Below are 17,547 nucleotides of genomic sequence, written 5' to 3' on the forward strand. Positions count from 1 at the left end.
TCAGGCTATACTCTGATCCCGGACTTGTACAGGAAATAACTGAAGTGGTTGATCCTAAATAGCCATCACCATCAGCATCCACTCCTTTGTACCAAACTGTATCTGGAGTAAGATCTTTATTGCTATCGTCACAGTCGGTCACCACAGGAGAAATTCTGCTATATCCGGTTCCGGGAGAAACACATTGAGTTGTAGAATCAACACTTCCAATAAATCCGTCGCCGTCATTATCGACTCCGATATACCAAAGGGTATCTGGATTGATCGCTTTATCAGAATCATCACAGTCATCAGTAGCCGGTTCAGTTAAACTGTAATCTGTAGCTGGACTTGTACAGGAAACAACTGAAGTGGTTGATCCGAAATAGCCATCACCATCGGCATCTACCCCTTTGTACCAGACCGTATCTGGGGTAACATTTTTATCGCTATCATCACAATCGGTCACTGCAGGGGAAGTATTGCTGTATCCGGTTCCGGGAGAAGCACATTGGGTGATGGAATCCACGCTTCCAAAAAATCCGTCGCCGTCAGCATCAACACCGATATACCAAACTGTATCCGGGTTGATCGCTTTATCCGAATCGTCGCAATCATCAGTAGCCGGTTCAGTCAGGCTATAATCTGCTCCCGGACTTGCACAGGAAACAACTGAAGTTGTCGAGCCAAAATAGGTGTCTCCATCAGCGTCTACACCTTTGTACCATACCGTATCAGGAGCAAGATCTTTATTACTATCGTCACAGTCAGTCATTGCAGGAGAAGTTGCACTATATCCGGTTCCAGGAAATGCACATTGAGTTGTTGAATCTACGCTTCCAATAAATCCGTCGCCGTCATTATCCACTCCGATATACCAAACTGTTTCAGGGTTGATAGCTTTATCAGAATCATCACAGTCATCCGTGACCGGTTCGGTCAGGCTATACCCTGCTCCAGGACTTGTACATGAAACAATTGAAGTTGTCGAACCAAAATAACTATCGCCATCAGCATCCACTCCTTTGTACCAGACAGTATCTGGAGTGACATCCTTATCGCTATCATCACAGTCGGTCACTGCAGGAGAAATTCTGCTATATCCGGTTCCGGGAGAAGCACATTGAGATGTAGAATCAACGCTTCCAATAAATCCGTCGCCGTCATTATCAATTCCGATATACCAAACTGCATCAGGGTTGATAGCTTTATCAGAATCATCACAGTCATCCGTGGCCGGTTCGGTCAGGCTATAATCTGATCCCGGATTTGTACAGGAAACAAGTGAAGTTTTTGAACCGAAATAACTATCGCCATCAGCATCTACTCCTTTGTACCAAACTGTTTCCGGATTGATCGCTTTATCCGAATCATCGCAGTCCGAACTATCCGAAACATAACCTGCAGGCTGGGTATTACTTGTTGTAGTATTGGCGGCATCACCGTAGCCATCTTTATCTGTATCTGCATACCATGTTAATAGGTCGGCACCATCACAGTCCTGGTCTATTCCGTCATCAGGAACCTCAACAGCTCCAGGGTAAATGCTATTATCTAAATCGTTACAATCTACATCGGCATTAACCCCATCGCCGTCCTCATCTTTGGTTGTATCTATAACAAGTTCATCATTGCTGGTATCTCTGGCTATATTACCAGCAGCATCCCTGGTAAATACCTCCACTTCATAAGTGCCATCTGATAATCCTGTAGTCAATTTTCCGAGATCAAGGTTCCAGTTTCCGGAACCGTCCGTGGTAATTTCAGAATCTGATCCTAAATTATAGCTAATCGAATTTATGGTTACCGAAAGCTCATTAGCATTTGACTCATCCCAGATACCTTCGATTACAGGTTTATTATTATCTGTTGTCTGGCTGACTACGGTAGGGATCTTAGGGGTAATAGTAACTGAGAAATTTTCCGGACTCGAAATGCATCCGGTAGCCGAATTGCTAACTACAAGTTTAGCATAGTAGGTGCCTGATTTAGCTTCAGAGGGAACTATAATATTTATTGGTGAAGTGGTAAGATTATTAGTAACATCTGAAAAACCTTCAGCCTCAGCATCAGCATTAAAATTTATAGTATAAGTATCAGGATTATTTGTGGTACCGGTATACTCCAGACCTGTAATCGTGGTTCCGGAAACCTCCGAAGGACTAGATCCCAGATTGATGGTTGGTTCGGCTGAATTGGCCAGAGTAATTGGTCCGGGGATCGTGTTGGAATTACACGAACTGGAATTCACCACTGAAATATTGGTATAGCTACCTGCAGCAAGCCCCTGAATACGAATACCTGAGGCTGTTGCGGTTATTGACTGACTTATGGAAGTCCCTCCATATTTATAATTCACCGTAAAAGTTCCAGTGGTCACCCCAGAAAGTAATATCTCTCCGTCTGGTGAATTACAATTGGCAGGATCTGTTTGTCCGGCATAGCTTATACTTGCTGAACCGGGATCTGTTAGAATCACGGCTTCTGAATAAGCTGGGGAAATACATCCTTTATATTCAAGCTTAAAATACTGGTACGAACCAGCATCCAGGCCTGTGATCTCATAGTTACCACTGGAATCTGAAGTAAAATTACCCAGGCTTACGCTAAAACCATTATCTGTAAAATACAGACCATCATAGTTTTCTGAAGGGATAAGGCCTTTAAGAAGGAGACTTCCATCAGATCCACCACAGATGGTTGGGTCGGTTGAGGCAATAGAAGTAATTTCTGGAGCAAAAACCTGAATAGTGAATGCTTCTTCCCTGCTAAGGCAATTTTCAGAATTCCTTAGCGTAAAAATTGCATTATAATTGCCGCTTTCAATTCCGGAGGGTACAGAAATAGAAACTGGGCTATCGACATTCACATTATTAGAGATATCTTTAAATCCAGCAGTTTCAGCGCTGCTATCAAAATCGATATTATACTCTAAAGCAGGACCATTAGCATCTAAAGAATATTCCAGGTCTACGGAGGTATCCCCCTGGCAAACCTGCAAAGAAGAGTTCAGTACGTTTATCTCAGGGAGGGGATTAACAATGACGGAGATGGCTGGTCCAAAAGTAAGCTCACAGGATACTCCAATTCTTTGAGCCTTTACCTTAACCGACTCAACACCATCAGCAACGCTGAGGGGAAAAGTTTCTAAATTCAGAGGGTTTCCATCGGCTAAATGGGCAGGTCCAATCGCAATACCATCCTGGTCTACCAGCTCATAAACGATGAGATCTTCAGTTGGGTCAACTTCAAAACTGATAACCTCATATTCGCAGATTTCGGTAGAACTCACAGCGGTAAAACCCTGCACTGATGGTGGTTTACATGAAACTATAGGACCCGAAATGATTGAGCTCTCGCAAAGAGCGCCTTCCTGCGCAGTAACTCCGGTTTCCGCTCCGGAATAAAGCACATCATAACCTGCAGAAATTTCATCAAGGCCTGAAATAACCCAGGTTCCATCAGAACCAACCGTAGTGGAATAACCATCTACGATATAACCATCGAGATAAAGATTAATGATATTCCCGCTGGTACCCGTACCAGAAATACTAGCATCACCCTCGGCAATTGAATTTGAAGTAATCGCTAGATTTGTGTCTATGGTCTGGCTATAAATTTGGATCTCATCAGATAGATCGCTTTCTATTTCATCGGTATTTTTCACACTGGCGGCCACAAATGTTCCAGCAGAAACATTTACACTGGCAGCCCAGCTTCCATTACTTGCCACGGTGGCTGTGGCCACAGGTGTGCCAACAGTTACCGGTGAACTGGAAGAGGTGTAGATATGTATGGTCCCGCCAATTTCTGAGCTTATTCCGTAAATAGCGGAAACCGGCCCGGAAGAGGTGCAATATTCTCCCCTGATGATCGGGATGGTAGATTTCCCATTAACAATTACCGATGTTTCTGCTATACAAGCTCCTGCCTCAATGGCACGAATTAATATCTCATCACCATTTTCAAGGCCGCTTACCGAAAAACTCCAGTTACCACCAGCATCTGCAGTCACACTTCCCTGCTCCTCACTATTGATGAGCAGGTTCACCGTTGCACCTGCTCCAGCGGTACCGGAAATTGAAGTATCTGTATCTAAAATCGGGGTTCCCGATACCACAGGTGTGCTGGACGTTATGGTGGTATTAAGACATAATTCGGTCCTAGGGGATTCACATTTACCGGCTTCCTTTACTGTGAAATAGTATAATCCGGCGGGAATCTTTGTGCTTCCCGTTCCGTAATCCCATACCCAGGTGGTGGTACTATATGTTGCGGGATTACTCGCTCCAGCAGGTGAATTGAGTAAAGAACCATCAGAATTATATACTCTAAGTTCATAGCTACCTGTAAAATTAACACTTCCCTGAAAGGCTTTATTTGAGCCATTTTCAGTTCCTGTTACGTTGGGAGCCGTTGAACAGGTTACATCTACCTCTGTTCCATTACAGCCGGAATATGATGGTGACTTCTCAGTGGTACCAGTTGCTGTAGCCGTTTCGGCTGAAACAGATGCAGTCGCAGAATATATTTCACCAACCTGAGCCGCAGAAATCGCCAGACTCCAGCTTCCTGAACTTACCGTGGTAGTTCCTATAGATATCCCGTCCCTAAAAACTTCTATTATAGCTCCATCCACTTCTGAAGAGGTACCCGAAACCTGGGTTGCACCTGAGGAAATAGACCCTGTAATTGAGGGGCATTCAGCCCTGGGAGCCAGGTTTGCGCCACCACCGATCTCAGAGCCACTGGTAGGAGGAAAAACATCTATCAATTGCTCCCATAAACTGTCTATGGTTCCCGTATTATCATCAGCTCCACCAAGATCGGATACTCCATTATTTCCAATGCTTTCATTGGGATTAATTACCGTATTCCCGACCATTCTCAATCTGGTACTAACGGTCACCGATGGAAAGGCAGCAGTAATATCTGAAAATGGAATATAGAAATCATAAAAATAGTCATCATCCCCACAGATCTCAGATTTTGCTATGGACTTCTGCGCAAATTCCTTGTAAGGGCGATCAGTTTCGGCAGTTCCTATTTCCAGAGCATTAGTTCTTCCGTCGACATCATATAATCCCACTCCAAAATTCGTTCTTAATACTACCTCGATCTCAAATCCGGGGTTACCAGGGGTATAATTTGGATCTGCATTTGGCCCACTAGATCCGAACTTCTGATCGGTATCTATTAGAATTGAATAAGCCTTGGAATTTTCTGCAGTACCACCCAGACGAAAGCGAAACATTAAATTCTCATTGGAGTCTAGATAAGTGTATATAGTATGATTATCATCAGATCTTACCAGGTCTGTAAAACCACAGCTGGGACCGGGGCCAAGGTCACTATCTGGCTCTACTGCTCCAAGAGAAGGAAGCGGGGTATAGGCAATTTCACTCTCAGCTTCATCATTAAGTTCAAAACCCTGATCTGTTTTAGAGGTATACCCATCCAGATTAGGATCTAAAACTGTCTGTCCAGCACCTGCAGCCTTTTTGTAAATAAGTCCTTTGGTTTGAGCAGAAACGTTAACACAAGTAATAAGTAGCAGGATAAAAAATATCCCGCTAGAGAGCAATTTCTTCATAGTAGAAATTCAGATTGGTTAGTAGGTAATTATTAGGAAAATGTAAGAAAGTCAGGATGTAGGTTAATTTTGGTGGATCAGCATTTGTAAAAAATTTCGGAAAGCCGCCAAAGCTTTAAAAAAAAAGTTAAATTAATAAACTATTTTCGACCAACACGCCCTTTAAATAGACGAAGAGCACATGTTGAAATATAGGGTAGGGATTTTGATGAATTCTGGTTTGAAACCGGAAAATAAAAACCTCTCCGGGAATGAAGAGGTTTTTTTAAGTACTCGAGGCGGGAATCGAACCCGCACTCCCGAAAGAACTGGATTTTGAATCCAGCGCGTCTACCAATTCCGCCACTCGAGCTTGTGGACGGCAAAAATAGAAAATTTTTGCTTCTTTAAAATTAAAAATCTCCTATTTCTCTTAAAGATATTTGCCGTAGCCCAGGTTTCCTTATTATCTATATTAATTAAATTAGAAAAAGCAGGCTTCCCGATTCTTTATAATTTAGGCATTCTAGTTAAGTAGATTCACAATATAAACCACCTACTTAAAAAGTTTTGTCCAGAAATTACAAGTATCTCTATTGCAGTTTTATAACTTCACCCTCACGGCTAAAAAAAAATTTTCGCGGACTGAATTTTGTGTCATTTTTTGATATATATTCGTCCGATTTTTAATTCAATCATAAAAATGAAAAAAATAATTTTTGGTGCTCTTGCACTTGCTTTAATTAGCTTTACTTCTTGCCGTAACGAAGAAAATACCGAGGTTACTGCAGAACCTAACAGTGAAACCGCGATCAATCAGGAAGTAAAATCTGAGATGATGACCGAGGAACTGGAAGACAGTATCGAGGTAGAGACTGAAGAGGCTGTAGACTCTCTGGAAACTACAGATCAAGCTGAGCAAGCCAGCAGCCAGATCCAATAAGAAAAAAACATACTTTTAATTACTCAGGTCCTGCCACAAGCAGGACTTTTTTATTAAAAAAAGCAGCCTGTAGGAGACCGCTCCTTCTGGCTATCAAAAATTACTTTATTCTTCTGTAGTGATCAGATTAGCATCGGCTTTATAACAACTTCTAAATTAAAAAAACTGAAAATTAAATAAATACCCATACCTGGGTAATCTTGCCTGTTAAAATTCTTTCTAAAAATCATATTTACATTCCAGGGCATACCTCAACAACTCGCCGGCGCCCTGCAGATCAAGTTTCCTAATCATGTTCTTGCGGTGGGTTTCTACAGTGGTCTTACCTATAAATAATGTATCGGCAATTTCCTGGTTGGTCTTTCCCTGCCCTACCAGTTTCAGGATCTCCTGCTGCCTTTTGGTGAGCAATGGTTTTTTTTCGGCTGAATTATCCTTTGAATCTGCATTGATATTAGGATCGTAATAGGTTTCCCCTGCGTGAACCTTTCTAATTGCGAAGAGCAGCTCCTTTAGACTGGCGTTTTTAAGTATATACCCGTCTGCTCCCGCGTTCAGCATCTGCTTTACCGCATTATCCTGGTCGAACATGGTAAAAGCGATCACTTTAATTTCCGGAAACTTTTGTTTTATCTTCCTGGTAGCTTCAATCCCGTCCATTTTCGGCATTCGTATATCGCTGATCACTACATTAGGCTCCCTTGTATTTACCAGCTCTAATAACTCTTCTCCGTTATTTGCGAAGCCTAGAAAATCTATATCCTCTTCAAATTCGAGGAAAACTTTGATCCCATCGATCAATGCCCTGTGGTCCTCAGCTATAACTAGTTTAATCATGATATAGGCATATTTATTACTATCGAAGTTCCTCTTTCCGGAATACTTTCCACGTCCACGGTTCCGCCCCTATGCTCCACTCTTTTCTGGATCGAGTAGATGCCCATTCCCTCTTTCGGTTTAACCTGGCTCATGGTAAAGCCTTTCCCATTATCTTCCACAAGAATGTTGATCGAATCACCGTGATGCGTAAGATATATAGTAACCTCAGAGGCTTCAGCATGTTTTATCACATTGGTTATAAGTTCCTGGATGATCCTGAAAATAAGGATCTCGAGGGAATTTTCGAGGCGGTCGTCCATCCCGCTGTCTTCTACTTCGATATGTAGCTTATTAGAAGCTGAAACCTTACCGGCAAAATTCTTTAAAGCAGGCAGTAATCCTTCCTGGGCGTGTACCCCCGCATTTTTTGCATGTGCGATATTCCGTACTTCCTGGTAGGCTTCATCTATCAGTTCATCGGTTTGTTTTAGCAGACGTTCTTCCTCTTCCCAAGGCCTTTCCTGTTTTCTTTTCATATTCTGAAAATGAAGTTTCAGGGTTGCCAGTAAGCTGCCCAGGTTGTCATGCAGGTCATTGGCTATACGCTGCCTTTCCTTTTCCTGACCTTCGATCATGGCGTCTATTCCCGCCAGCTCCTGCTGCTTTAGCACCTTGTCTACCTTTTGCTTTTGAACTTCCACTTCCTTTTCAACAATTGCCTTCTTAGACCTGATATTTTTATAGGCAAGAAAGACGATGACCAGGATGAGCATCAGAACGGCCAGAGCTGCCAGCAACCAGATACGGTTCTGCTTCAGCCTGAGATTCTCATTCTCTTTCTTCTCCACCTCGTACTTGGTTTGAATGTCCAGCATCGCCTTATTCTGTTCGCTTTGCTGGATGCTATCACTATAAATATTCTTTAGTTTCAGGTATTTATAGGCATTTTCAAAATCACCTTTCAGCTCATAGGCTTCAGCCATATTGGTATACAGGAACCTTTTATTCTCCTTTTCATATTCCCTTGGCGCCAGATCTTCCGCTTTTTTATAGTAAAAGATGGAAGAATCGAATTGTTTGAGTTGCTTGAAGACCGAGGCCTTATTATTATAGATATAGGCTATAAAATCTGAAAGTCCTCTTTTTTCATATTCCCTTAAGGCTAATTCATAATGATGCATAGCCGAGTCCTTCTCGCTGGTCATTTCCCCAAAGGCCACCCCGAGGTTATGATGAATCTTGGCATCCATCAAAGAATCACCGGTCTTTTTATTCTCGCGAATAGCCTGCCGGTAATAGCCTATCGTTCTTTGAACATCTGAGCTTATAAAGATCGCCCCCAATTGCATATAAGCTTTGGTAAGCAGCTCCGGGTCGTCCTTTTCCCTGGCATAATCCAGGTATTCATCCATGAAGGGTTGCGGATCCAGGTCATTGTTTTTACTGGAAGTAAGAATAGGAATGATGTCGAGGTTGATGCTCGCAGCCTTATCTACACTATCCAGCACCTGGTACTTGTCACGGGCTAAAAGGAAAAACCTAAAGCCTTCATCTGCATTGTTCTTAAGCCCTTCCAGTTTTCCGAAGAGGTAATGATAACGTGCATTATGGGGCGGGCTTAGTTTTCCGGAGTCCAGCTTCTTCAGGATCTGGCTGGCTTTTTCTGTATCCCTCTCACCAATAAGGCTATCCACCTCGTCCAGTTGAGCATCCTGGGCATGGCAAATGGCAGTAAGCATAATACTTACTACCAGAATTAACTTATGAAACGGTCTGCTATGCAAATCAGCCTCCTGTTCCTACTAATATTCCACCTCCAACGGTATCTGGAACAAAACCTTCCTGAGCAGGACCTTCTACTTGTGCGAGAATAAATTCTATACTAATGGCTTTGGGGATTTCAGTTACTTCGCTTAGGTCGACCGAAATTTGATCTGAAATTTCCCTGGTAGAATTAGAAAGATTTTCTTCAACGGTAGATCCATCAGTCCCAGTAAATTTAATTTCTATCCTTTCCTTATTAACAAACTTGGCACTTAATAATTCGAACTTATCAGGGAAGTGAATTTTGAACATTACTTCGGTTAGCTTTCCCGCATTGGTTTTAAAATTCAGCTTTTTACTGTCTATCCCAAATAGAACTCTGTTGTATTCCTTATCCATTTAATAAAATTTTGGTTGGTTAATATTGGTTTAAATCAAGCCCTAATTTCGAAAAATTTTTCAAAACTTAGCTTCCAGGCGCTGAATTACAGCATTCTGCAGTAGCCAGACTTGCTTTCCTAACAGACCTGTAAAGCTATAATCATTTATATTTCCAGTAAATACCCATTCGTGGGGTTTTTATTTCCAGGTCTAGTTCAGGCTCGGCGAAATTATACCATTGGTGAGGCATTTGGCCACAAGCTCCGTAGTATTGGCGCAACCGCTTTTCTGTAAAATATTCTTCCGGTGGGTTTTGATGGTATGCGGGGAAAGATGAAGTTCTGCGGCGATCTGTTCGGCATTCAAACCACGGGACAGTTTTATCACGATCTGTTTTTCCCTTTCGGTAAACAGCTGGCCCAGATCATTCTTTCCTCCCTCACAGGCTTTTTCATCAAATTTTCCGGAATCTACCTCTACATTAAAATAAGATTTGCCACCCTCCATATTAATAAAAGAAACGGCATTGGTGCTGCTTACTTTCAAATGGGAAACATCGGTTTGTATACAAAGCACATGTTCCGGCATTCCATTTTCCAGCACGGTGAGTGGAATCGCCTGGTACAGCATGGTGCGAATATTGCCTTCGGTATTTTTCATCCTGTAAGAAAACATGTTCTTATATCCCAGCACCTCTTCTTTCTCCAGGAAAGAAGTGTAAAAATCGCTGATGACCTTACTTTTTTGACGGATGTTCCCGATCTCCTCGGGCAGCACGGTCTTTAAAAGATCTTCCAGTTCGACCTCGTGCGCGGGCATATCTACAAATTGCTCCACCGAATCTGAGATATATTCCAGTTCAAAATCATGAAGGTTCACGATGTACAGGTAGGGATTGCCCAGGGAAAAGATCGAAGCATAGCGCTTAAATTCGCGCGAGATTTCAAATGGCCGGTACTTCTTTATCCTGCTCGAGTATATTTCTTTCCAGTGATCTGAGATCTTTTTTAGATCCTTATCCATGCAATTGGAATTTTGGAATAGTAAATATAAGATTTGTAAGAACGTCAGCGAATTTTTTCTGAAATCATAAAATAAAAAGCCCGCGGAAGATCTTCCGAAGGCTTTTATGTCAAACCTAAATACTCACTTTTAACTGCCACTACCCTCAAATTGTTTTACCCCCAACGTAAAAACAAATCGAAATTCCAACCCTACCCGGAACTTCGCGAGGAATCACAGTAAGTTCGCCTACTAATTTGACCCTGCTAAAGTAAAAGGGCCGAAGTGATAAGAAAATACCACTTTAATGGTATTTTGGGCAGGGCAGCAACCTGAAATGGACTCAGCGAATCGCCAACATCTTTGCTATTATTTGAATAAATTGTAATTTCGGGTCTTTCCCAATTAAAAACTACATATGTCTCAATTTTGGCTTTATTTCCAGCTTGGCCTGGACCACGTCCTGGACTGGCAGGCTTATGATCATGTCCTGTTTCTGATCGTGCTTGTTGCTTCCTACGGCTTCAGCACCTGGAAGAATGTTCTCTGGCTGGTAACCCTTTTCACCCTGGGGCATACCCTGGCCTTATTCCTATCGGTCTACGAGATCGTTAGGGTAAATTCAGATTATGTGGAGTTTTTAATTCCGGTCACTATCCTGGCAACGGCTATTTTCGATATTGCCACGGCCAGCAAGAAAGTGAGAAACACCAACTTCAACGTATTATATTTTACCACCATTTTCTTCGGCCTCATTCACGGGCTGGGCTTTTCCTCTTATTTCAAGATGATCGCTGCCGGTACCGACAGTAAATTTTTACCGCTGGTAGAATTCGCCCTCGGTATAGAAACGGCCCAGATCATAGTTGTACTGGCCGTCATGATCATTGGATTTTTACTTCAGAATGTACTTAAGGTCTCTAAACGGGACTGGATACTGGTCACCGCCTCTATCGTGATCGGAATCATTTTACCCATACTTCAGGAAACCTACCTGGCACTTTAGTTTAAGCCATTTTCGATCTGTTTTCTGCCAATAAACTATTAATTTGCAGAGATTTATTTTTTTAGCCTTTTAGCCTATTTATCATTTCCATGAACACGAAGAAACAACACAAATTTGACAAGGCATATTTGAGAATTGCCCGAGAATGGAGTAAATTATCCCATTGTAATAGAAAACAGGTTGGCGCGTTAATTGTGAAGGATAGAATGATCATTTCTGACGGATACAATGGTACGCCATCTGGATTTGAAAACTTTTGTGAAGATGAAGAAGGTTACACCAAGTGGTATGTTTTGCATGCTGAAGCCAACGCGATCCTGAAGGTGGCCGGCTCTACGCAATCCTGCAAGGACGCAACTTTGTATATTACCATGTCTCCCTGTAAGGAATGCAGTAAATTGATACACCAATCTGGTATAAGCAGGCTGGTCTATCAAATAGATTATAAGGACAATTCCGGGTTGGAATTCCTGGAAAAGGCTGGAGTGGAACTGCAGCAAATAACAGAACTGGAAGATTGAAAGGAAAGAATAAAATATACACTCCCTTATTACTGAGTATCGCCTGTGCCATAGGCCTAATCCTTGGTGCGAGGCTCAATTTTGATCCTACCGACGAGCTTTTTACCGCCAATCCCAAAAAACAGAAATTAAACCGTCTTATAGATTATATCGACTATGAGTATGTAGACGATGTGAATACAGACAGTATCGTAGATGTTACGGTCAACAAGATCCTGGAAAATCTGGATCCCCATTCGGTATATATTCCGAAGGACGAATATGCCCGGGTCACCGAAAACATGAAGGGTGACTTCGTGGGAATTGGGGTAAGCTTTTACAAGATCCAGGATACTATCGTGGTGATCAAGGCTATTGAAGGCGGGCCCAGTGAAAAGATAGGCATTCGCGGTGGAGATCGTATTCTTTATGCCAACGGAAAAAAACTTTTCAACCAGGATATAAGCGAAGATTCTATCACCACCCAGCTGAAGGGAAAGGTAAATACCAAGGTTACCCTGAAGGTCTTGCGGAAGGGTATAAAGGACCTGCTTACCTTTAATATCAAACGCGGAAAAGTCCCGCTTAAAAGTGTGAACGCTTCCTACATGCTCACCGAAGATCTGGGCTACATCAAAATAGACCGCTTTTCAGAGACCACTTACAGGGAGTTCAGCGAGGCTATTTCAGAATTGAAGAAAAAAGGAGCCAAGGAGATCGCCCTGGACCTGCGGGATAATCCAGGTGGCTATCTTTCTGAAGCCATTAATATTGCTGATGAATTCATCAAGGACGACAAGCTTATCCTTTTTACCAAAAATAAGAGTGGTGCCATAGAAGAAACCTACGCCCAGCGAGAAGGGGAATTCGAAAACGGCAGGGTATACGTGCTTATCAATGAAAACTCAGCTTCTGCTAGCGAAGTGGTGGCCGGGGCACTTCAGGACAATGACGTGGGAACCATTGTTGGTCGCAGGTCTTACGGAAAAGGCCTGGTTCAAAGAGAAATGGAACTTGGAGATGGCAGCGCAGTGAGGCTTACCATCGCCCGTTATTATACTCCAACCGGAAGATCTATCCAGAAACCTTACGATAACGGAAATGAATCATATTTTAACGATTATATGCGCCGTTACAAAAATGGTGAACTGAACAATGAAGATAGTATCGAGATAAACGATTCGCTGAAGTACAGGACTCCGAAAGGCAAGATCGTCTATGGCGGTGGCGGTATTATCCCGGATATATTTGTTCCCAAGGATACCGATTCAGAAAAGGAAAAACTCACCTTTCTCCTGCGTGGTGGCTATATGAGACAATTCATTTTTAATGTTCTCGAAGAAAACAGAGAATACTATAATTCCATAGATCGCGAGGATTTCAGGGAAGAAATTCAGATCACCGATGAAATGGTAGATGACTTTGACCTCTATCTGAGAGGTATCAATATTGGGCTGAAGAGAACCAGCGAAACTCACAAACCTCTCTTAAAGAAGTATTTAAAAGCTGAGATCGCCCAGCAACTTTTTGGAACTAATGCATTTGAACGATTTTTAAATGAAGATGACCGAATAATTGAGAAAGTGATCGAGCTATCTAATGAAAAACAATAATTTAAGGCCTGAATGAAAAATTTTCTGGAATACCTTTCGGCTATCTGGCCTTTTACGCCCCTATTTCTTTTTATACTGGCAGTAAGCTTCCGGTTAATGGATAACAGCGCTTACCTTTTCCTTAAAAAGGAGATCCTGATCAACTCCTCCAATGTATCCAGAAAGATCCTGAAAGACCAGATAAGGAATGCAGAAGATCCTCACTTCATCAGGCAGCTCAAAAGGGCATTATTATTCCGCAACCTGCAGCAAAGCTTTCTTATTATGGCGGTTTGCAGCCTTCTTTTTATTTCAGCTTTTTATTTTCTAAGCTAATTTGTCGTGCACCTTGGTGTGCTCCCCGTTGTTCCAGCTGGTAAGTATGTCTGTAGCCACAGCAGCACCACTACCACTGGCGATCGCGTACTGGCTACGCCAGCCGGCAAGGGTTCCTGCAACATACAGGCCTTCCTTCACCAGGTGGTCGTTATTCTTCAATTGCACCCTGTTCTTGGAAAGTTTAGCCTTTTTATGCGGAATAAGGTATTCCTCGAGTCCCGAAATTCGAAACGGGCTGGCATAACCTGTAGCCACCACCACCTTTTCGGCAGTATAGTCATTCTTATTGGTGACAACCCTGTAACCACCATCAATTTCAGCTACCTCCTTCACCCTTTCTCCGGCAATCTGTTGCAGTTTAGGGTACTGATCTGCAAGGTGGGAAACTCCATTCTTCAGCACATCCGTGCCCTTCGTACCGGGTTGGATCCCAAAAACATTCATGAGCAAGGCAGATTGTAAATGAGAGGACTTTTGGTGCAGGATGATCCCGGCTTTCCTGTCTTCAGCAAAAGGCTTATCCAATCCGGAACCAATTACCAAAGCACAGGAAAGTCCAGCTGCTCCTCCACCAATGATCAGCAGGTCAAAATCCATCAGGCATCTTCCTTTTTAGAGATCGTTCTGGAGACCAGCAAAATAGCCATAAGAACGATGACACAAAGACTCGCCACGATAACGATGAGCGCCTTGGCAGAATCACCGCTCATAAGGTCCTGAAAATCCAGGACACTGGCACTCACCCCAATAAAGACCAGGGCCAGAAAAATGATGGTATAAATAAAATATTTCATTAGAATAAATTCTGAATATTAGCCGCGAAAAGCTTTACCGCGATAGCAAGAAGTATCACTCCAAAAACCTTTCTAATTACATTGATTCCCTGGGCTCCCAGAATCTTCTCGATCTTGGAGGAAGATTTTAAGACCAGGTATACAAATATAATATTGATAAGGATGGCAACAATGATATTTACCATTTCATATTCTGCCTGCAGCGAAACCAGCGAAGTCATGGTCCCGGCTCCGGCTATCAACGGAAAGGCCAGCGGAACAATGGAGGCGGTTTCTGGTGCATCATCCTTATAAAGGCTAATTCCCAGGATCATTTCCAGGGCAAGGAAGAAAAGGATGAAAGAACCGGCCACGGCAAACGAGTTCACATCAATGCCAATAAGATTCAGGATCTCTTTTCCTACGAACAGAAATACCACCATAATGATACCTGCCACAATCGAGGCTTTTTCACTCTGAATATGCCCAACTTTCTTTCTAAGATCGATGATGATCGGGATATTTCCTATAATATCGATTACCGCGAAAAGCACCATCCCGGCAGTGAATATCTGCCTGACATCTAACACTTTAAACATAGCTACCTGTTTTCAAAATTGGCGGCAAAAGTAATTCAAGTTATCTGACTGACAATCGCTTAGGTAGGTTAAATTTATGTAAACTTTTAGGCGGTTTTTCTTCGTCCTAAAATGGGAGAAAATTATCTTTGCCAAATGTTTCAATTAGGTAAGACTTTAGTTTCTGAAGAGATCATCAAGAATGATTTTGTGTGCAACCTTTCGGCCTGTAAGGGAGCCTGCTGTGTAGATGGAGAAGCCGGTGCACCGGTAGAGCCGGAAGAAAGAGCCATCATGGAGGAGATCTACCCAAAGGTGAAACCCTATTTAAGGGAAGAAGGCATCAGGGCCATCGAAGACCAGGGCGTTTATATTACTCGTGAAAACGGGGAAATAGAAACTCCACTTATAGACGGGGCAGATTGCGCTTATGTTACTTTCGACGATAAGGGAACCGCCCTTTGCGGAATCGAGGAAGCATACAACCAGGGCGATATCGACTGGAAAAAACCGGTGTCCTGCCATCTTTACCCCGTGAGAATACAGGAATATTCCTCTTTTTCAGCAGTTAATTATCACCGCTGGGAAATTTGTGATGATGCCTGCAGCCTGGGGGCCGAACTTCAGGTGCCAATCTATAAGTTCACCAAGGATGCACTTATAAGGAAATTTGGTGAAGACTGGTACAACGAGCTTGAAGTGATCGCAAAGGAACTGCAGCCCACCAAAAAGCCCTGATTTTTAGCATTATAGACTGGAAAATCCGGTGATTTTTAGCTATATTTACAATCTTAAAATCAGAGTTAAGATCCATCTCTGAAATCTCCCCCCGATAAATAAAAAAATTACTAAGCAATCTTATTGCCCATCACATCAGTCAAAATACTTACAGAGTTAAAAGTCTATCTACACCCCACAAATTTTCTAGGTAGGCCAACCAAAAAATTAATTCTGTTATCTGGAAACCGGTAATTATTTACCGGTTTTCTTTTTAAAAAAACAACCCTTTTAAAGGCTCTGCAGGCCTAAAAAGAGCTTTGTTTACAAACATCTTCCTATCCCGCTATCTTTTTTGGTCATAAAATTATTAACAAAATATAATGAACTGTACTTCAAATACTTAAATACAAAAATTAACACGACTTAATGAAAACTCTGGGCTCGCACGTGTTGAAAACTTTGTTGAAAACGTTTGACACACATTCTTTCTTTATCTGTCTGATTTTTAAATATTTGTTAAACACTTTTCATTATTAACCCAGAATACCGAAAATTTTAACAATTATGACGCCGAATGAACCAATTTTGCAGGAAAACAAAGATCGCTTCGTGATCTTCCCTATTAAACATCATGATATCTGGGATTGGTACAAAAAAATGGAGGCTTGTTTCTGGACCGCAGAGGAAATCGATCTTCACCAGGATCTTACCGACTGGTCTAACAAGCTGAACTCAGACGAGCGTTATTTCATAAAACATATCCTGGCCTTTTTTGCCGCTTCAGACGGTATCGTTAACGAAAATCTTGCCGAGAACTTCGTAAACGAGGTGCAATATTCTGAAGCAAAGTTCTTCTACGGTTTCCAGATCATGATGGAGAACATTCACTCTGAAACCTATTCCCTGCTTATCGACACTTACGTGAAAGATGACAAGGAAAAGGACCAGCTTTTCAAGGCTATAGAGGTATTCCCGGCGATCAAGAAAAAAGCCGACTGGGCACTTAAATGGATAGAATCAGATTCTTTTGCAGAAAGGCTTATCGCCTTTGCCGCGGTAGAAGGTATTTTCTTTTCAGGAGCCTTCTGTTCTATTTTCTGGTTGAAGAAACGCGGGTTAATGCCAGGGCTTACCTTCTCTAATGAACTAATCTCAAGGGACGAGGGTATGCATTGTGATTTTGCGGTGCACCTTCACAATAACCACCTGGTAAACAAAGTGCCAAAAGAAAAAATTAGAGAGATCATCATAGATGCTCTTAATATAGAGCGTGAGTTCATCACCGAATCCCTACCAATTAGCCTGATAGGCATGAACGCCAAGCTAATGACCCAGTACCTGGAATTTGTTACAGACAGATTGCTGGTAGAGCTTGAGTGCGAAAAAGAATTCAACGTATCCAATCCATTCGACTTTATGGATATGATCAACCTGCAGGGAAAAACCAATTTCTTCGAAAAACGCGTGAGCGAATATCAGAAGGCAGGCGTGATGAACAAAGACAAAGAATCAGACGAGATCAGCTTTGACGCTGATTTTTAAAGTGCAACTGCGCTGTGTCCCCCAACGCGGCGCATGT

Annotated in this window: 15 protein-coding genes and 1 tRNA gene; 7 read left to right on the forward strand and 9 right to left on the reverse strand. The window is 42.3% G+C overall.

The features are described 5' to 3' along the window. Both FLP08_RS13945 and FLP08_RS13950 read right to left on the reverse strand, forming a co-directional pair. Window positions 1-5,572: MopE-related protein (locus FLP08_RS13945; RefSeq protein WP_202912777.1), on the reverse strand; the 5,572-nt coding region annotated here is incomplete at its 3' end. 270 nt (window positions 5,573-5,842) lie between these two features. Continuing rightward, a tRNA-Leu gene (locus tag FLP08_RS13950) sits at window positions 5,843-5,924 on the reverse strand. 330 nt (window positions 5,925-6,254) lie between these two features. Here FLP08_RS13950 and FLP08_RS13955 point away from each other — a divergent pair. Continuing rightward, on the forward strand, window positions 6,255-6,494 hold the full coding sequence (locus FLP08_RS13955) for a hypothetical protein (protein WP_156277595.1): 240 nt from the start codon (window positions 6,255-6,257) through the stop codon (window positions 6,492-6,494). A gap of 219 nt (window positions 6,495-6,713) precedes the next feature. On the opposite strand, the gene FLP08_RS13960 is transcribed toward FLP08_RS13955, so the two are convergent. The 4 genes from FLP08_RS13960 to FLP08_RS13975 all read right to left on the reverse strand — a co-directional run bounded on the left by FLP08_RS13960 (window position 6,714) and on the right by FLP08_RS13975 (window position 10,481). Beyond that, a complete protein-coding gene (locus FLP08_RS13960) occupies window positions 6,714-7,331 on the reverse strand; it encodes a response regulator (RefSeq protein WP_156277597.1) in 618 nt (205 codons plus the stop codon). Next, entirely contained in the window at window positions 7,328-9,052 is a 1,725-nt protein-coding gene (locus tag FLP08_RS13965) for a tetratricopeptide repeat-containing sensor histidine kinase (protein WP_156277599.1), read from the reverse strand. The genes FLP08_RS13960 and FLP08_RS13965 overlap by 4 nt, the downstream gene beginning before the upstream one ends. Before the next feature lie 46 nt (window positions 9,053-9,098). Next, a complete protein-coding gene (locus FLP08_RS13970; protein WP_156277601.1) occupies window positions 9,099-9,476 on the reverse strand; it encodes a hypothetical protein in 378 nt (125 codons plus the stop codon). A gap of 192 nt (window positions 9,477-9,668) precedes the next feature. After that, window positions 9,669-10,481: a response regulator transcription factor gene (locus tag FLP08_RS13975; protein ID WP_156277603.1), complete on the reverse strand. Its 813-nt coding sequence runs from the start codon at window positions 10,479-10,481 to the stop codon at window positions 9,669-9,671. Window positions 10,482-10,878: 397 nt separating this feature from the next. Here FLP08_RS13975 and FLP08_RS13980 point away from each other — a divergent pair, with 397 nt between their 5' ends. The 4 genes from FLP08_RS13980 (at window position 10,879) to FLP08_RS13995 (ending at window position 13,894) form a co-directional block, all read left to right on the forward strand. Next, on the forward strand, window positions 10,879-11,466 hold the full coding sequence (locus tag FLP08_RS13980) for a HupE/UreJ family protein (protein ID WP_156277605.1): 588 nt from the start codon (window positions 10,879-10,881) through the stop codon (window positions 11,464-11,466). Window positions 11,467-11,555: 89 nt separating this feature from the next. After that, on the forward strand, window positions 11,556-11,987 hold the full coding sequence (locus tag FLP08_RS13985) for a deoxycytidylate deaminase (RefSeq protein ID WP_156277607.1): 432 nt from the start codon (window positions 11,556-11,558) through the stop codon (window positions 11,985-11,987). Then, window positions 11,984-13,579, forward strand: a complete 1,596-nt coding sequence (locus FLP08_RS13990; RefSeq protein ID WP_156277609.1) for a S41 family peptidase — start codon at window positions 11,984-11,986, stop codon at window positions 13,577-13,579. Before FLP08_RS13985 ends, FLP08_RS13990 begins: the two co-directional genes overlap by 4 nt. Window positions 13,580-13,591: 12 nt before the next feature. Beyond that, entirely contained in the window at window positions 13,592-13,894 is a 303-nt protein-coding gene (locus FLP08_RS13995; protein ID WP_156277611.1) for a hypothetical protein, read from the forward strand. On the opposite strand, the gene FLP08_RS14000 is transcribed toward FLP08_RS13995, so the two are convergent. From FLP08_RS14000 to FLP08_RS14010, 3 genes are read right to left on the reverse strand one after another with little or no spacing between them, the layout of a single operon-like run. Next, entirely contained in the window at window positions 13,886-14,494 is a 609-nt protein-coding gene (locus tag FLP08_RS14000; protein WP_156277613.1) for an FAD-dependent oxidoreductase, read from the reverse strand. The two genes, FLP08_RS13995 and FLP08_RS14000, sit on opposite strands and share 9 nt — an antisense overlap. Then, window positions 14,494-14,691, reverse strand: coding sequence for a hypothetical protein (locus FLP08_RS14005; RefSeq protein WP_156277615.1), 198 nt, complete (start codon window positions 14,689-14,691; stop codon window positions 14,494-14,496). The genes FLP08_RS14000 and FLP08_RS14005 overlap by 1 nt, the downstream gene beginning before the upstream one ends. Then, window positions 14,691-15,269, reverse strand: coding sequence for a MarC family protein (locus tag FLP08_RS14010; protein WP_156277617.1), 579 nt, complete (start codon window positions 15,267-15,269; stop codon window positions 14,691-14,693). Before FLP08_RS14010 ends, FLP08_RS14005 begins: the two co-directional genes overlap by 1 nt. 135 nt (window positions 15,270-15,404) lie before the next feature. On the opposite strand from FLP08_RS14010, the gene FLP08_RS14015 reads away from it, so the two are divergent. Both FLP08_RS14015 and FLP08_RS14020 read left to right on the forward strand, forming a co-directional pair. Next, the gene (locus FLP08_RS14015; RefSeq protein ID WP_156277618.1) at window positions 15,405-15,986 is read left to right on the forward strand and encodes a DUF3109 family protein; all 582 of its coding nucleotides are present in this window, start codon (window positions 15,405-15,407) and stop codon (window positions 15,984-15,986) included. A 546-nt stretch (window positions 15,987-16,532) separates the two neighbouring features. Then, entirely contained in the window at window positions 16,533-17,510 is a 978-nt protein-coding gene (locus FLP08_RS14020) for a ribonucleotide-diphosphate reductase subunit beta (RefSeq protein WP_156277619.1), read from the forward strand. Window positions 17,511-17,547: the final 37 nt, after the last annotated feature.

This window comes from Christiangramia aestuarii, from assembly GCF_009735585.1.
GTDB classification, from domain to species: Bacteria; Bacteroidota; Bacteroidia; order Flavobacteriales; family Flavobacteriaceae; genus Christiangramia; species Christiangramia aestuarii.

Bases quoted from the DNA above. Each gene is read 5' to 3' on its own strand.
- FLP08_RS13955 (WP_156277595.1), top strand. From the start codon at position 6,255: ATGAAAAAAATAATTTTTGGTGCTCTTGCACTTGCTTTAATTAGCTTT.
- FLP08_RS13960 (WP_156277597.1), bottom strand. From the start codon at position 7,331: ATGATTAAACTAGTTATAGCTGAGGACCACAGGGCATTGATCGATGGG.
- FLP08_RS13965 (WP_156277599.1), bottom strand. From the start codon at position 9,052: ATGCTTACTGCCATTTGCCATGCCCAGGATGCTCAACTGGACGAGGTG.
- FLP08_RS13970 (WP_156277601.1), bottom strand. From the start codon at position 9,476: ATGGATAAGGAATACAACAGAGTTCTATTTGGGATAGACAGTAAAAAG.
- FLP08_RS13975 (WP_156277603.1), bottom strand. From the start codon at position 10,481: ATGGATAAGGATCTAAAAAAGATCTCAGATCACTGGAAAGAAATATAC.
- FLP08_RS13980 (WP_156277605.1), top strand. From the start codon at position 10,879: ATGTCTCAATTTTGGCTTTATTTCCAGCTTGGCCTGGACCACGTCCTG.
- FLP08_RS13985 (WP_156277607.1), top strand. From the start codon at position 11,556: ATGAACACGAAGAAACAACACAAATTTGACAAGGCATATTTGAGAATT.
- FLP08_RS13995 (WP_156277611.1), top strand. From the start codon at position 13,592: ATGAAAAATTTTCTGGAATACCTTTCGGCTATCTGGCCTTTTACGCCC.
- FLP08_RS14000 (WP_156277613.1), bottom strand. From the start codon at position 14,494: ATGGATTTTGACCTGCTGATCATTGGTGGAGGAGCAGCTGGACTTTCC.
- FLP08_RS14005 (WP_156277615.1), bottom strand. From the start codon at position 14,691: ATGAAATATTTTATTTATACCATCATTTTTCTGGCCCTGGTCTTTATT.
- FLP08_RS14010 (WP_156277617.1), bottom strand. From the start codon at position 15,269: ATGTTTAAAGTGTTAGATGTCAGGCAGATATTCACTGCCGGGATGGTG.
- FLP08_RS14015 (WP_156277618.1), top strand. From the start codon at position 15,405: ATGTTTCAATTAGGTAAGACTTTAGTTTCTGAAGAGATCATCAAGAAT.
- FLP08_RS14020 (WP_156277619.1), top strand. From the start codon at position 16,533: ATGACGCCGAATGAACCAATTTTGCAGGAAAACAAAGATCGCTTCGTG.